General features: G+C 66.0%; 16 protein-coding genes. 4 read left to right on the forward strand and 12 right to left on the reverse strand.

What is annotated here, in order from left to right:
* Positions 1-60: 60 nt before the first annotated feature.
* The 4 genes from AB3X98_RS02515 to AB3X98_RS02530 all read right to left on the reverse strand — a co-directional run bounded on the left by AB3X98_RS02515 (position 61) and on the right by AB3X98_RS02530 (position 3,716).
* Positions 61-741, reverse strand: a complete 681-nt coding sequence (locus AB3X98_RS02515; RefSeq protein WP_069266954.1) for a response regulator — start codon at positions 739-741, stop codon at positions 61-63.
* 18 nt (positions 742-759) lie between these two features.
* Positions 760-2,136, reverse strand: coding sequence for a sensor histidine kinase N-terminal domain-containing protein (locus AB3X98_RS02520; protein WP_368605094.1), 1,377 nt, complete (start codon positions 2,134-2,136; stop codon positions 760-762).
* Between the two features lie 64 nt (positions 2,137-2,200).
* Positions 2,201-3,223: an ABC transporter substrate-binding protein gene (locus AB3X98_RS02525; protein WP_368605095.1), complete on the reverse strand. Its 1,023-nt coding sequence runs from the start codon at positions 3,221-3,223 to the stop codon at positions 2,201-2,203.
* Between the two features lie 364 nt (positions 3,224-3,587).
* Positions 3,588-3,716 (reverse strand): hypothetical protein, encoded by a 129-nt coding sequence (locus AB3X98_RS02530; protein ID WP_342949443.1) that lies wholly within the window; start codon positions 3,714-3,716, stop codon positions 3,588-3,590.
* Positions 3,717-3,880: 164 nt separating this feature from the next.
* Between AB3X98_RS02530 and AB3X98_RS02535 the strand changes: the two genes are divergently transcribed.
* Both AB3X98_RS02535 and AB3X98_RS02540 read left to right on the forward strand, forming a co-directional pair.
* Positions 3,881-4,132, forward strand: a complete 252-nt coding sequence (locus AB3X98_RS02535) for a hypothetical protein (RefSeq protein WP_368605096.1) — start codon at positions 3,881-3,883, stop codon at positions 4,130-4,132.
* 86 nt (positions 4,133-4,218) lie between these two features.
* Positions 4,219-4,971: a hypothetical protein gene (locus AB3X98_RS02540; protein ID WP_368605097.1), complete on the forward strand. Its 753-nt coding sequence runs from the start codon at positions 4,219-4,221 to the stop codon at positions 4,969-4,971.
* An 81-nt stretch (positions 4,972-5,052) separates the two neighbouring features.
* Here the strand turns inward: AB3X98_RS02540 and AB3X98_RS02545 are convergent, their stop codons facing one another.
* The 5 genes from AB3X98_RS02545 to AB3X98_RS02565 form a co-directional block, all read right to left on the reverse strand.
* The gene (locus tag AB3X98_RS02545) at positions 5,053-5,919 is read right to left on the reverse strand and encodes a helix-turn-helix domain-containing protein (protein WP_368605098.1); all 867 of its coding nucleotides are present in this window, start codon (positions 5,917-5,919) and stop codon (positions 5,053-5,055) included.
* 120 nt (positions 5,920-6,039) lie between these two features.
* Positions 6,040-6,303: a hypothetical protein gene (locus tag AB3X98_RS02550; protein WP_368605099.1), complete on the reverse strand. Its 264-nt coding sequence runs from the start codon at positions 6,301-6,303 to the stop codon at positions 6,040-6,042.
* A gap of 22 nt (positions 6,304-6,325) precedes the next feature.
* On the reverse strand, positions 6,326-7,396 hold the full coding sequence (locus AB3X98_RS02555) for an MBL fold metallo-hydrolase (RefSeq protein WP_368605100.1): 1,071 nt from the start codon (positions 7,394-7,396) through the stop codon (positions 6,326-6,328).
* A 217-nt stretch (positions 7,397-7,613) separates the two neighbouring features.
* The gene (locus AB3X98_RS02560; protein ID WP_368605101.1) at positions 7,614-8,753 is read right to left on the reverse strand and encodes a hypothetical protein; all 1,140 of its coding nucleotides are present in this window, start codon (positions 8,751-8,753) and stop codon (positions 7,614-7,616) included.
* Between the two features lie 131 nt (positions 8,754-8,884).
* Complete coding sequence (locus AB3X98_RS02565; protein ID WP_069266961.1) at positions 8,885-9,841, reverse strand: LysR family transcriptional regulator; 957 nt, start codon at positions 9,839-9,841, stop codon at positions 8,885-8,887.
* Between the two features lie 120 nt (positions 9,842-9,961).
* On the opposite strand from AB3X98_RS02565, the gene AB3X98_RS02570 reads away from it, so the two are divergent.
* Positions 9,962-10,186, forward strand: a complete 225-nt coding sequence (locus AB3X98_RS02570) for a hypothetical protein (protein WP_368605102.1) — start codon at positions 9,962-9,964, stop codon at positions 10,184-10,186.
* Between the two features lie 87 nt (positions 10,187-10,273).
* Here AB3X98_RS02570 and AB3X98_RS02575 read toward each other — a convergent pair whose 3' ends face one another.
* The 3 genes from AB3X98_RS02575 to AB3X98_RS02585 all read right to left on the reverse strand — a co-directional run bounded on the left by AB3X98_RS02575 (position 10,274) and on the right by AB3X98_RS02585 (position 13,757).
* Entirely contained in the window at positions 10,274-11,374 is a 1,101-nt protein-coding gene (locus AB3X98_RS02575) for an NAD(P)H-dependent flavin oxidoreductase (RefSeq protein WP_368605103.1), read from the reverse strand.
* Positions 11,375-11,403: 29 nt separating this feature from the next.
* Positions 11,404-12,684 carry an MFS transporter gene (locus tag AB3X98_RS02580; protein ID WP_368605104.1) on the reverse strand — a complete coding sequence of 427 codons (1,281 nt, stop codon included), beginning with the start codon at positions 12,682-12,684 and terminating at the stop codon, positions 11,404-11,406.
* A 146-nt stretch (positions 12,685-12,830) separates the two neighbouring features.
* Entirely contained in the window at positions 12,831-13,757 is a 927-nt protein-coding gene (locus AB3X98_RS02585) for a LysR family transcriptional regulator (protein WP_069266966.1), read from the reverse strand.
* 110 nt (positions 13,758-13,867) lie between these two features.
* On the opposite strand from AB3X98_RS02585, the gene AB3X98_RS02590 reads away from it, so the two are divergent.
* Positions 13,868-14,281, forward strand: coding sequence for a hypothetical protein (locus AB3X98_RS02590; protein WP_069266967.1), 414 nt, complete (start codon positions 13,868-13,870; stop codon positions 14,279-14,281).

Genomic DNA, 14,281 nt, shown 5'->3' on the forward strand with positions numbered 1-14,281 from the left:
TTCACGAACGATGGGTATTCCTAAGTAGATCCACTAATACCGTAAAAAAAGCCGGCCTGCTCAGGCCGCCACCGCCTCTTTCACGCGAAGGATGTAGCCGAGGCCGCGCAGCGTGGTGATCTGCACGCTGGATTCCGCCAGATGCTTGCGCAGGCGATGGATGTAGATGTCGATCGCGTCCACGCTCGGTTCGTCGCTCAGGCTGCAGATGCGATCCAGCAGCGCCTGCTTCGGCACAGCCTTGCCCTGGCGCAGCATGAGTGCTTCGAGGATGGAGTGCTCGCGCCGGCGCAGGGTGAGCGGTGCATCCTTGTGGCGAAACTCGCGCGTGTCGCAAACGTACTGCAGGTCGCCGCAGGTCAGCCAGCCCGACTTCTCGCCAGTCTGCCGCCGTATCAGCGCCTTGATGCGCGCAACCAGTTCGCGGCTGTCGAACGGCTTGACCACGTAGTCGTCGGCGCCCGCGCCGAAACACGCCACCTTGTCGTCTATCGAGCCATGCGCGGTCAGCATGAGCACGGGCACGTTGTTGCGCCTGCGCCGCAAACGATTGAGCACGTCCTTGCCGCTCAGTCGCGGCAGGCGCATGTCGAGAAGCACGAGGTCATAGCTCTGCGTGAGCAGCACGGAGTCCGCGGCTTCTCCATCGGCCACGCAGTCCACCGTGAAATTCTCGGCGCGCAGCAGGTTGACGATCCAGTGCGCGAGTTCGGCGTTGTCTTCTACGAGCAGCAGCTTCATGGACCTTCTTACCCCTCCTCATCCGGGCCAGACGGGCAAACGCACCGTCGCGACCAGACCCACCCGCTCGGCCCCCGCGGCAACGCTCACCGAGCCGCCGTGCGAGCGCGCGACCTGATGCACGATGGCGAGACCGAGCCCCGTGCCGTCGGTATCCGCCGCGACGCGATAGAAGCGCTCGAACACGTGCGCACGGGCCTCGGCTGGAATGCCGGGGCCGTTGTCCACCACCTGCAGCATGACCTGCCCCCCTTCGCTGCGGCACACGGCCGTCACGCGGCCGCCCTTGTGCGTATAGCGAATGGCGTTGTCGATCAGGTTGGACACGAGCGAGGCCAGCAGGCCGGTGTTGCCCGCCACGTGCACGTCGTCGTCGAGTTCCGCGCCGAGATCGATGCCGCGCCGCTCCGCCGCCTGGACCATCTCTTCGAGCACGGAAGACACGACCTCGGTGAGATCGACGCGCGTCTGGCTCGGCGACGATTGCGTCATCGATTCCGCCTGTGCGAGCACAAGCAGTTGATTCGTCAACTCCGCCATTTTCTGGCTGGTGCGGCGCACACCTTTGAGTGCGTCGAAAAGCGCGGGATCGTTCGCGTCGCACTGACTCGCGAATTGCGTTTGCGTGGTGAGCAGCGTGAGCGGCGTGCGCAGCTGGTGCGCCGCGTCGGCGATGAACTGCCGCTGCATGGCGGCATGCACCTTGAGCCGCGCGATGCACTGGTTGATCGCCTCGACAATCGGCCTCAGTTCCGATGGCAGATGATCCGGGCGGATCGGCTCCAGTTGCACGGGCTCGCGGTCCGCGACGTCGTCCTTGAGCTTCATGAGCGGCCGCAGCTCGAGCGTAAGCCCGAGCGGCACGAGCAGCGCGACGAGCGCCAGCATGAACCACTGGCGTGCGAGTTGCGGCCTCCACAAGGCGTTGATCATCGCCTCGCGCGACGCGATCGTCTTGCCGACGATCACCATGACGCGTTCGGCCCGGCCCGAGTCGTAGAGCATGCGCTCGTAGGCCACGGCGCGAATCGGCAATCCCGCATACGTGGTGTCGTAGAACACAGGCACCTCGGCGGTGTTCGCGCGCGGCAATGGCAAGTCCGGCGCGCCGCCCAGCAAGCGGCCATTGCCGGCGAGCACCTTGTAGAACACATGATCCTGCCACGGCGATTCGAACAGTTCCAACGCCGCCGGCGGGATCGTCGCTCTGAGGGAGCCGTTGTCCCAGTCGACGTCCTCGATGATCGTGCGCGCCGAATCCAGCAGCGAGTGGTCCTGCACGAGATCCGCGGTCTGCCGCGCGGCATCGTACGACTCGCAACTCGTCACAACGACAAACGCGGCGAGCGGCACCAGCAGCCACAACAGCAACCGCCCACGCAGGCTATGCACCATGTCGCGCTCGCTCAGATACCGGACCGCCAGACGGCGAGCGCAGGACGGCAGCTCCGGACCTGCTTCATTTCGCGCTGACGAATTCGTTCGTGTAGGTGCCGGACAGATCCACGTGCTTGCCCTTCACCGAGGGATTGAAACTGGAGAGCACCTTCAGTACGGTCGCCGGACCGTCGGCGGGCATCTTGCCGTCTGCGGTGTACATCGGCAGCGAGGCCTTGAGTGCGCTCACATAAAGCGCCTTGTCCTTTTGATAGTCGGCCGGCATTTGCGCGGCGATTTCCTCGGCGCTGTGCGTGTGAATGAATTGCATGGTGCGCACGAACGCGTGCGCGAGCTTCACCGCCTGAGCCTTGTGCGACTGGGCCCATGCGTCCTGCACGTAAAGGCTTGCGGCGGGATAGGTGCCGCCGAGCGCGGCGCGCGTGCCTTCGACCGTGCGCATATCGACGAGCACCTTTGCATCGCCGGCTTTTTGCAGCGCCGATACGGTCGGCTCGGTCGTCATGCCCGCGTCGATGCGCCCCTGCTTGATGGCCGCGATGAAGCTCGCGTCCGCGCCCACCGGCAACATGGTGTAGGCGCTGGAGGCGATGCCATGCTGGCTCGCCAGATACTGCGTGAGAAAACTGGTCGAGGACCCAAGGCCCGTCACGCCGAGCGTCTTGCCTTTGACGTCGGCCATCGACTTGATCGTGCCCGCCGCTTTCGACGACACCAGTTCCACTTCGCCCGGCACCTGGCCGAACACGACGATCGCCTTGACGTCCTTACCCTTGGTCTGCAGGTCGATAGTGTGATCGTAGAAGCCGACCACGGCCTGCACCGCGCCTGCGAGCAGTTCGTTCTCCGCATCCACGCCCGCGGGTTGCGAAAGCAACTCGACGTTCAGCCCTTCGTCGCGGAAATAGCCCAGTTGTTCGGTGAGGCGCGCGGGCAGGTAAATGAGCTTCGTGATACCGCCGACCATGATGGTGATCTTCTCGCCGGCATCGTCGGCGGCATGCGCGCCTTGAAGCGCCATGGCAAACAGCAGGCCACCAGCGAGTGCGACTCGACGCAGCGCGCCCCCAAAACTCAATTGCATTGATTGTCTCCGTCGGGATAGGCCGGTGGCGCGATGCTCGCCACTTCGATCGTTTCGGGGATTCTAGTGATTCAAACCCTTCCCGAAGCTTTCGCGGGTCAGGCGGATTTATACGGGATTTCCATGAGCGACGGTGTTATTTATGCTTTTAATTATTCTGAATAAAAATGGCTTTTATTCAGAATGACGACTGCGGCGCAGTCAATTCAAACAGGATTACTGATCGATTTGGTGCAAAGCCGAGAGACCCGGTTCGAGAGTCTCTGCCAAGGGAAATACCGGCAGGAGTTATTGCGGCAGTGCGCCCTTCATGACGCGCACCACGTCGCGGGGCTCAATTGCTGGCCTGCCGACCAGCGAGTCGTCACAGAACGCGCTGGACGGCCCGGGCGGAATCTGTGATGTCCTGCCCGAAACCGGCGACCGTGTTGCAGCCCGCCAAAGCGGTCAAAGCGCCGATCATCGATACCGCCGCCAGAATCCGTCCGATCATGTTCAACTTCCCCTAAGCTCGATTTTTGATTGTTGCGCGGGCGGCCGCTCATAGCCATTCGCCCGCGGAGTCCAGCCCGATTTGAGTCGGCCGGAATTTCGTATTCTGCCTGTGCCGGGTCTTTGCGTGCAAATTGGCAGCGGATGCGGTCACGCGCGGGGGCATTGCGCCGCCCGCGCAATCCGGCAGTTGCTTCAATGCGGCGCTCCTTCTCGAGCAAGGCGCTAACGCCAGTTATTCGCTTTGGGCAGCCGTATGGCGCGATGACGAATCTGATCGAAGCGGGGGCCGATCCGTCCATCGCCGACCCGCAAGGCCGCGATAGCATGGCGATCGCGCGCGAACGCAAGCTGCCGGCGGGTATCATTGAAAAGCTCGAGTCGCTGCAGCGCAAACTGCCTGGGCGTCGCCATTGATCCGCCAGCTTCCAGTCATTTCGACGCCTGCGACGCGTAACACAACCACGTAACACAACCACGCAACACAACGGGCCCTCTCGTCAATGCGCATTTTCGGAATCAGCCTTTACGTCATCATCGCGCTGCTTTTTGCAGTGCACGCGATCCGCAACCAGCAGAACATGTACTGGCTGCTGATCCTGTTTCTTTTCCCCGGGCTTGGCAGCCTCGTCTACTTCTTCGTCATTTATCTGCCGAGCCTGCGCCAGTCGCGCGGGGCGAGGGCAACAGGCCGGGCCATCTCGCAACTGGTCGACCCCAACCGCGCCGTGCGCGAAGCGCGCAACGATTTCGACCGCGCGCCGACCGTCGCGCACCGTATGCGCCTGGGCGCTGCGCTGCTCGACGCGGGCAACGCCGTCGAAGCGCTGGAGCACTACCAGGCGGCGGCCACCGGGCCGTTCGCATCCGATCCCGCGTTGCTCGAAGGTCTCGCACGCGCGCAGTTTGCCAATGGCAATACCGTAGCCACGCAGGAGACGCTGGAAAAGCTGTTCGCCCTCCAGCCTGTCGCCCGCCAGCAGCCGGATCCCTCCTTGTTGTATGCACGGGCGCTCGCCGCGAATGGCGCAGCGGGCACCCGCGCCGCGTTCGAAGCCGCGCTCTCGTGCGCGAGCGACGCCGCTCCGCGTTGTCTCTTCGCCGACTGGCTGGCAAAGCAGCCCGGTGACGCCGATCGCCAGCGCTCGCGCGAGCTTTACGCCGAGATCGTGCACGACGCGAAGCACTGGCCGCGTCACGCCCGCGAGCACAATGGCGAGTGGCTGCAACGGGCTCAGGCCGCGTTGAGCCGATAGCGTGCCGAGCAGCGCCGCGGTGTCATGGTGTGCGCCGGTCATCGCGCCTGGAATCGATATGACATGACCTGCCGGATGCGTTCAGTCCGGCGTGTGCGCGTCCATGCGCGCGCACATGCGCCGGTAGGCGGCCGGCGTCATGCGGTACGCGCGGCGAAACCAGCGGCCGAGATGGCTCTGGTCGGCGAAACCCACTTCAGCCGCGACCCGCGCCGGCGTGTGGCCCGCCGCCAGCAGCCTGCGCGCGGCACGCAGGCGCAAGCGCACCAGGTACGCATGGGGCGACGTGCCGAACTCGCGCTGGAACAGGCGCGTCAGACGAAACCGGTCGATGCCCGAGCTATCGACGAGTTCGTCGAGCCCGATGTTCGCGCTCATGTGTTCGTGCAGCAGGTCGCGCACACGGGCAAGGGCGGGCGAAGCGGGGCGCGCCGCTGCGGTCGTATCGACCAGATGGCCGCCCAGGCGCTCCAGCAAGCAGTCGAGCGCCTCGTCGCGCGCGAGCCGGCCTTCCTCGCCGTATAGCGCAAGAAACGCCCGGCAGATCGACTCGGTCAGGCGCGGGTCGTCAACGAGCGTCTGGCCGAAAGCGGGCACCACGCCGCCCAGGCCCGCGATGTTCAGCCTGCGCGCCGCACACTCGACCCACGGCTGCGGGAGGTACAGCATCGCGTAGGTGAAGCCGCCCGGTTCGGGCGCGTGGCCGTCGTGCAGCGCGCCCGGTTCGATCAGGATCGCGCGCCCCGGCACGCTCGTATGCAGCGACCGGTGACACTGAAAGCGCTGCACCCCCTGCTCCGTATAGCCGATCAGCATGTCGTCGTGATCGTGGGGATCGTAAGCGTGGCCGCTGAAATGCGCCCGCAGACTCTCGATGCCCGTCTGCGCATCGCGCCGCGCGACGAGCCAGTGATCGTTCCGGCCCTCAGTCACCGTGGCGTTCGTCATGGCAAGCCTGGCTCCTCGTTCCCGATTCCTTTCCCAAGGGGACGAGTGTACGCCGGCCATGCGCGGATGACAGAACGTGGCCTCGTCGGCATGATCGGCGCCGGCTCTCGATCATCGGGTTCAGTCGTCGAACTCGCCGGCCTGCAGCGCTTCGTCGAAATCCGTGATCCACGGGGCGAAGTGATCGGTGTCGTAGGTGGCCGTCTTGCCGTTGGCGATCCGTGTGACGGATACCTGGCGAATCGCCGCGCGCTCACCGCCGGCAGCGGATTTCTCGTTGTCCGAGATCCGGAACTCGCCCAGGTCGAGCCCCCGGCTCGCGAGCACAGCCTTGACGTCTTCCTGTTCATCCCAGGAAAACTCGGCGAAGTCGTGGGCTGTCATGTTCGTCTCCTCCAGGGCGTCATCACGGGCTGCACGGCGCGACGGGCAATCCCTCGGCCTTCCAGCGCAACATGCCGCCAGCGAGATTGGCCACCTTGCCGAAGCCCGCCTTGGTCAGCAATACGCTTGCCTGCGCGGAGCGCACGCCGGAGCGGCACACGGCCACGACCGGCCGATCGCGATCGAGCTCGTCGATGCGCGACATCAGTTGCGAGAGCGGCACGAGTTTCGCGTCGGGCAGATGGCCGAGATGGTCGATGAACTCGGGCGCCTCGCGCACGTCGACGATCTGCAGCGCCGCCGCATGCTCCAGCAGCGCCATGGGCTCGATTTCCCATACGCCGCTAAAGCGCAGCGTGAGCGGCGCCCAGTCGGGCGTTTCCCGGATCGGCGCGTCGCCTTCCGGCTTGCCGCAGCGCAGGTTGGCGGGCACCGCGACGGCCATCTGCTTGGGGTGCGGCAAATTCAGGTTGTGCATGTAGCCCGCAAAGTCGCCGAGATCGACGTCGCCGCCCAGGCGCGGATTAAAGCGCCTCTCCTCCGCCACGCTCGTGACCGTGATGCCGCGATAGTCGTGCGCCGGGTAGAGCAGGCAGTCGTCGGGCAGCGTGAGAATCTGCTCGCGCACGGAAGTAAACAGCTGCTCCGCGCTCCCGCCCTGAAAATCGGTGCGGCCGCAGCCGCGTATCAGCAGGCTGTCGCCGGTAAAGGCCATGCTCGCGTCGTCGAGGACGTAGGTCAGACAGCCGCTGGTGTGACCAGGCGTGGCGCGCACTTCCAGATACCGTTTGCCGAAGGCGATGCGATCGCCGTGCCGCAGCGGACGGTTCACGCCCTCGGCGCCCACCGCGTCGGCGAGCGCGATCTGGCTCCCGCTGCGCTCGCGCAAACGCCACGCGCCCGTGACATGATCGGCGTGCACATGGGTATCGAGCGTCGCCTGCAGGCGCAAGCCCAGCTCCCGCAGCAGCGCGAGGTCGCGCGGCACCTGCTCGTAGACCGGGTCGATCAGGAGCGCCTCGCCGCTTTCGGGGTCGCCGAGCAGGTAGGTATAGGTAGACGATACGGGGTCGAAAAGCTGGCGAAAGATCATCGCGGCTCTCTGCGAAAACAAACGCGTGGTTCGCTTTCCAGTATGCCGCATCCGGTATCGGCCCGGCGGCTCCACGTGCGCGATCTACCCGCGTTTGTTCGGCAGAGAACCAAAGAGCCGCAAGGTCGCTCGCCGCGATGCGGCTCATCGATTGCCATTGCCCGGCTCACCCCTGTGCTTGGGGCGAGCCGTGGGAAGTGACGTGCATTGTTGGCGATCAGTTACCCGTGCGCAACGTCCAGACCGTTGCCGCGTTGGTAGTGTCGTCGACGGCGGCGAACTGCGAGTGGTGCTGGCTGTCCATGCCAAATGCGAGCCCGAACGCGGAACCCGTCGTGGGATCGACCGACATCTGCGCGACGAACTGGCCTTCCACGGTGAATTCGACGATCTCGCTGGGCTGTTGCGCGTCGACGTTCACGGCGTCGCCATTGGCCGTGACGAGATGCCCGTTGGGCGCGAGCGCAAGGGCAAGCGGTCCGTGCAGGTGGGTATTGTCCTGATAGATCAGCCGCCCCACTCCGCCGCTATGATTCGCACCCGCCGCGCCGTAGACGGCGAATACCGCGTTGTCGCCTGTCGAAGCGACGTAGAGCACGTCGTGCTGGCCATCATAGGCGAGGCCCGTCGGGCCGACGACCAGCGCAGCCGGATCGGTGCGATGCATGTAGCCCGAAGCGACGATGGTCGAGGAGGGCAACTCCTTCACGCCGTCCTCGCCGATCGCAAGGTCTATCCGGGCGACGGTGCCGTCGAGCACGTCCGAGACGAAGACCTTCACGATTTGGCCGCCGTCGAGCACGGTGAGGTCCCAGGGGCCGTCGAGCAGCCGCGCATCTTTCAGTTCCTTGACGAGCCGGCCCTGCGGATTGATGACGAGAAGCGAGCCCGGCGCGATGACGTCCTTGCCGTTCGTGGTCGGCACGTTGCCCACCAGTACGAAGCCGCTTCGCAGCACGGCGAGCGCCGTCGTGAGACCAAGGTTGGCGCCCTGGAAGAACGTCACTGGCGGGCTATTCGGAACGAGCTTCACGATCGTCGTGCCGGTGCCTTGCAGATTCGATTTCGCGTTGAAGTTGGACACCACCACGTCACCGGGCTTGAGCGTACTCCATGAGGGCACGCCGAACGGTACGAATGCGATGCCGTACGGATTGACGTCGCCTTTGGACGGCACGGTCGATGAAGTCGCAAAGGCCGGCGGCAGGATCGCCTGCAGGCCGTCGGCGCGCACGGTCCCAAGCGTCAGGGCGAAGAGCCCGGCGCCCAATGCGAGATGACGCAGTCGCGGCACGAACGCCGCCCGGTTCCGGCCGAAGTATGAACGACATGCAGACAACGAGCGGGAAGCTTTCATCTGACACCTCCTTCTCGCGGGGACGGTCCGGACGCCAGGACGACTCGCGCGGCCAGTGAACGCACCATGCTTCGCGCGCCCCGCGTTTTGCGTAAACGATCCAGCGGCGAGGCTATTCCGCTAGTCGCGCTTCAACGCTTTGCCATTCCGATTTTCGCTTTTGGCGAAACCGCAGGCGCCGAAAGCTGCTCCACCAGAAAATCCACGAACGCCCGCACCCGCGACGTCAAATAACGTGCATGCGGATACAGCAGGATGAACGGCCGGGTACGCCCTCCCTCCTCGCGCAGCACTTCCACGAGCCGGCCTTCGCGCAGGTCGTCGGCGACGACGAAGCGGTACGTCTGGAACAGCCCCGCTCCCGCGCGCGCGAGCGTTACGCCGGCGAGCGCGTCGCCCGACGTTCCGTAACTTCCGCTCGTGATCACGTCGCCATCTTCATTGGCATTGCCGTCGAACGTCCAGGCAAGATGGCGCCCACTACTTGGCAGTTCGAACTGTATGCATTCGTGCGACTGCAGATCCGCCACGGTCTTGGGCACGCCCGCGCGCTTCAGATAGGCGGGCGTGGCCACCACCACCATCTCCGCGTCTTCCAGCTTGCGCGCCACCAGGTTGGAATCGGCGGGCGCGCGCCCGCGGATCGCCAGGTCGAAGCCTTCGTCGGCGAAGTCGATGTTGCGGTTGCTCAGATGCGTGTCGACCTGCACCTCCGGATAGCGCTCGCGAAACGCCGGCAAGAGCGGCAGCACGCGATAGTGCCCGTAGGGCGTGGGCATGCTGATGCGCAGCACGCCAGCCGGCGTGGTCTGTTCGCCCGTGACTTCGCGCTCCGCGTCCACGAGTTGCGAGAGCGCCTGGCGGCACTGCTCGAAGTAGCGCCGCCCCGCATCGGTCAGGCGAATCTGGCGCGTCGTGCGCACGAACAGGCGCACGCCGAGCCGCTCTTCGAGCCGCGCCACGGACCGGCTCACCGCGGCGGGCGTGACGCTCGCCGCATTGGCCGCCAGCGTGAAGCTGCCCAGCTCCGCCGCCTGGCAGAACAGTTCGATGCTGCCCAGCAGCAGATCGTCGAATTTGCGTTGCATGCCCTTTTCTCCTGATGGCTCCAGCTCGCGCCAGATGCTTTAGTTCTATTCTGATGCGTCCAACATGAGGCGAATACGCATCGCCACTCGAGGAGAACATGGTGTCCGTCGAACAAAAACTTGCCGATCTCGGTCTCGCTCTGGCCGCCGCGCCGCAACCGCTCGGCAACTACAAGGCCAGAAGGCTTTCTCGAGCAGCCTGCCGTGCTCGACGCCGCATCGGATCTCTTCGCCGCCGTGCTCGGCGAGAAGGCCGGGCACGCGCACTCCGCGTTCTCGCATGCGCGACTGCCCCTCGATCTGCCCGTCGAACTCGTGGTGATCGCGCAGATTCTGCCTGCCTGAAGCCGTCTTTGCCGCCGCCTAAAGGAACATCGGCACGCGCATCCATCGCGCGTGCCGATGTTCCCGTTTGCGTCGATCAAATGCCGCTCAAGCCCATACCGACTGCAGCCGTGCGATGCTCTCGCGCGTCTCGCGCTCCAGTTGCGCCACCAGCTCCGCCGCCGGCAACGCGCGCGCGAGCGGCGCGGCCTGGCCCGCCCACTGCGCGCCGTAGCCGAATTCACCCTTGGCCTTCGCAGCCGCGATCAGCGCCTTGCCCGCGTCGTACGTGATCGGATAAGACGGAACGCGCGGCGCCTTCGGGTCCTCGCCAAGCGCGGTGAAGCGATTGACGATGCTGCGCGCAAGCCGCCCCGAGATTGCCGAGGTGAACGTCGTATGGCGCGCGGGGTCGCCGAGCAAGGCGGCGCGATAGCCTTCGTCGGCCGCGCTCTCCGGGCAGGCCACGAACGCCGTGCCCAGTTGCGCCGCCTGCGCGCCCAGCGCGAGCGCGGCCGCGATGCCCGCGCCGTCCATGATGCCGCCCGCCGCAATCACGGGCACGTCGAATTCGCTCACCAGCAGGCGCGTGAGCGCGAACGTGCCGAGGCCGTCGTCGCGGGCGTTCTGATCGAACACGCCGCGATGGCCGCCCGCCTCCACACCCTGCGCGACGATCGCATCCACGCCCGCCTCCACCGCTGCGGCCGCTTCGTCGAGACTCGTTGCGCTCGCAAACAACCGGACGCCCGCGTGCTTGAGCTCGGCGATCACCGCATCGGGCGGCAGGCCGAAATGGAAGCTCACCACGGCCGGCTTCTCTTCGAGCAGCATGGACTGCATGGCCTTGTCGACGACGAAGCTCATGTAGATCTCCGAGAGCGAGGCAGGCGGCTTCGCGCCGTATTGCTCGAACACCGGCGCGAGCCAGTCGAGCCACGCGCGCTCCACGGCCGCGTCGGGCGTGGCCGGGCGATGGCAGAACACGTTGATGTTGAACGGCTTCGCCGTCAGCTCGCGCGTCTGGTGGATCGCGCGACGCGCGTTCTCCGCGTTCATCGCGGCCACGCCCAGCGAACCGAGCGCGCCCGCATTCGACACGGCGGCGGCCAGCGCCGGCGTGGTAGTGCCCGCCATGGGCGCCTGGATGATCGGCTTCTGAATGCCGAGCGAGCGCAGCAACGCCCGCTGGTCCACTTGAGTGCTCATGTTGCGTTCCCTCCGGATCCGTTCCCGTTTCAAGCGTGAGCGCGGCGCTGCGCCCAGTGCGCGAGTCCGCCGCATGCGACCAGCAGCGCGCCGGTCGCGAAGAACACGGCGTGCAGACCGAAGTGAACGCCGACCACGCCGCCGATCACCGGCCCCACCACCTGGCCGCTGAATTGCGCCGACTGCAAATAGCCGAGCATGCGGCCGGTTTTGCTTTCGTCTACCGACTGCCGCGCGAGCTTGCCGATGGAAGGCAAGAGCCCCGCGAGCGTCATGCCCATCACCACGCGCAGGCCCGCGAGCTGCCACCAGTGTGTGACGAACGCTTGCGGCACCATCGCGAGCCCGGTGAGCACGAGGCAGGCGACGATCACGCGCCAGCTCCCGAAGCGGTCGGCCAGTGCGCCGAGGCGCGCCGCCGTGAGCATGCTGCCAAGCGCCGAGCATGCCATGACCACGCCCGCCACGCGCGCGAGATGCGCCGCGCCCACGCCCAGACTGCCGATATACACCGTGATGACGGGCTCGATCGACATGTTGGCGAGCAGCACCATCATCGCGGTCACGAGCAGCGCGGCCACCACCGCATAGTCGGGGCGGCGCGCACCGCTGCCCGAACCGGCCGCCGCGTTGCTTGCGTGCGGTTTCGCGTCGCTTTCTGGATGAAACTCTTCCTTCACGACGAAGATGGTCAGGAGCGCCGCCACGGCGATCATCGCGCCGCCGGCGAAAAAGGTACCGCGAATGCCGATCCAGCCGGGCAGCACGCCGCCCACCAGCGGCCCGACGAGATTGCCCGCGAGCGCGCCCGTGGAAAGAATGCCGAGCGCCCAGCCCGCGCGCTCGCGCGGCGCCTGGGTGCCGACCATCACCGTGGAAGCCGACGCGTAGCCACCTACGAGGCCGGCGATCAGACGCAGCGCGACGAGCTCGTACACATTGTGCGCCACGCCGATCAACGACATCACCACGGCCATGCCGATGGCCGCGCGCACGAGCATGGGCTTGCGGCCATAGCGGTCGGCAAGGCGGCCCCAGATCGGGGCGGTGAGCGCCGTGCCGAGGAAGGTCGCGCCGAATGCCACGCCCGACCACTGGATCACGGCGGACTGCGAGCTCACGCCGAGCTGCCGCACGTAGAGCGGCAGGAATGGCAGCAGCATGCTGAGGCTCACGAGCGTCGTGAACGAGCCGATCACGCACACGACGAGATTGCGCCGCCAGTACTGCGCATTGCGCTCCGAATAGCCGCGCGGTTGCGGCTTTGACTGCCGCAGCGTAGCCGCGGGCGAGGAAACAGTGGTATTCACTTGGCCCTCAACGCAGAGAAGAGATCGACGAAGAGCGCGAGCCCGAACGCCGCATGGGAGCCAGTCTAGGTTAGATCGCGCAGCGAGAGAATCGCCGCGATACGTAAGTCATTCTTCCGTGAGGCGAACGAATGGTGAGGACTTGCTCAATCGGCGTCGGTAATGCGCCGGGCCTGCTCGAAGTACTCACGTAGCCGGGGCACGGCGAAATCGACGAAGCTGCGCACCTTGGGCACCGAGAGGCGCCCGTGCGGCGTGACGAGATTCGCGGGCAGCGGCCCATGCTCGCTGTCGCGCAGCACGATCCGGAGCCGGCCCGCCTCGACCTCTTCGGCCACGTGATAGGAAAAGAGCCGCGTGACGCCATGCCCCGCAACGGCCGAAGCCCGCGCCGCGCGTATGGTATTCACGATGAAGCGCGGCGAGAATTGCACGACCTGGGGCAGCGCGGTCTGACGCGCCGCCGGGAAGCTCCACGAGTCGAGCCCGAAATGCGTCATCGAGATGATCGGGTGGCTCGCGAGATCGGCGGGCGTCTCGATAGCCGGATGCGTGGCGAGATAGTCGGGCGAGGCGACCACCACGCGCCGCACCTCGCCCACCGGGATGGCGACGAGCGTCGAATCCTGCAGATGCGCAATGCGCAACGCCACGTCGATGCCCTCGTCGATGAGGCTCGCGGGCCGGTCGAGCAGGTGCAGACGGATCGACACCTCGGGGTTGCGGTCGATGAACGCCTCGATCATCGGGCGCAGCACTTCTTCGCCCACGGCCACCGCCGCCGTGACGCCCAGCAGCCCGCGCGGCGCGGAGCGTTCGTCGGCGGCGAGCAGGTCGGCTTCCTCGAGATCGGCGAGAATGCGCCGGCATGCCAGCGCATAGCGCTCGCCCGCCTCGCTCAGGCGAATCGTGCGCGTGGTGCGGTACAGCAGCGCCGTGCCGGTGTGCTCCTCGAGGAACGCAATGGCCCGGCTCACCGCGGCGGGCGAGCGGCCCAGCCGGCGGCCCGCGCCCGCGAGACTTCCCTCGTCGAGCGTGGCGACGAAAACCTTCATGGCGTCGATTCGGTCCATTGCGCGTTCTGGCTTGCGGTCGCTTCGCTCTGTGAATTCCGCGTCGATCTTAGCGGATATCGCGCAGGCGTTAAAATCGGCGCTTCCACTTTTGCGGCAATCGATCACTCATGAAGTGTCCTACCCTCTCGCCGGTCCTCGCTGCCTTCGCTGCCATGGCGCTGGTCGCAACGCCCGCCCTTGCCCAGACGTCGTCGGGCGATTCGAATTCGAAGCGCGACTGCGCGATCGGTTATGTGACGGGCGTGGCAGGCTCGGCGCAAAGCGTGCGCGACTATCTGGCCACGCCCGACCGCGACCGCATTCGCTACCTCAAGGACAACGAGATTCAATGCAAGATCGCCGACGACGACAGCCACGCGTCCGGCTGCACCGGCGTCACGCTATTGAAGAACGAGAAGGTGAGCGTGTACGACGATAGCGACCCTGCCACCACCGCCATCGTCGTGCGCGTCGAACTCGATCGCGGCACCTACCCGGTGATCATCGTCGCGCCCAAAAACGAGGTGAAGTGCGACGAGTGA

The sequence above is a fragment of the Paraburkholderia sp. BR14312 genome (assembly GCF_040948675.1).
Classification (GTDB): domain Bacteria; phylum Pseudomonadota; class Gammaproteobacteria; order Burkholderiales; family Burkholderiaceae; genus Paraburkholderia; species Paraburkholderia nodosa_A.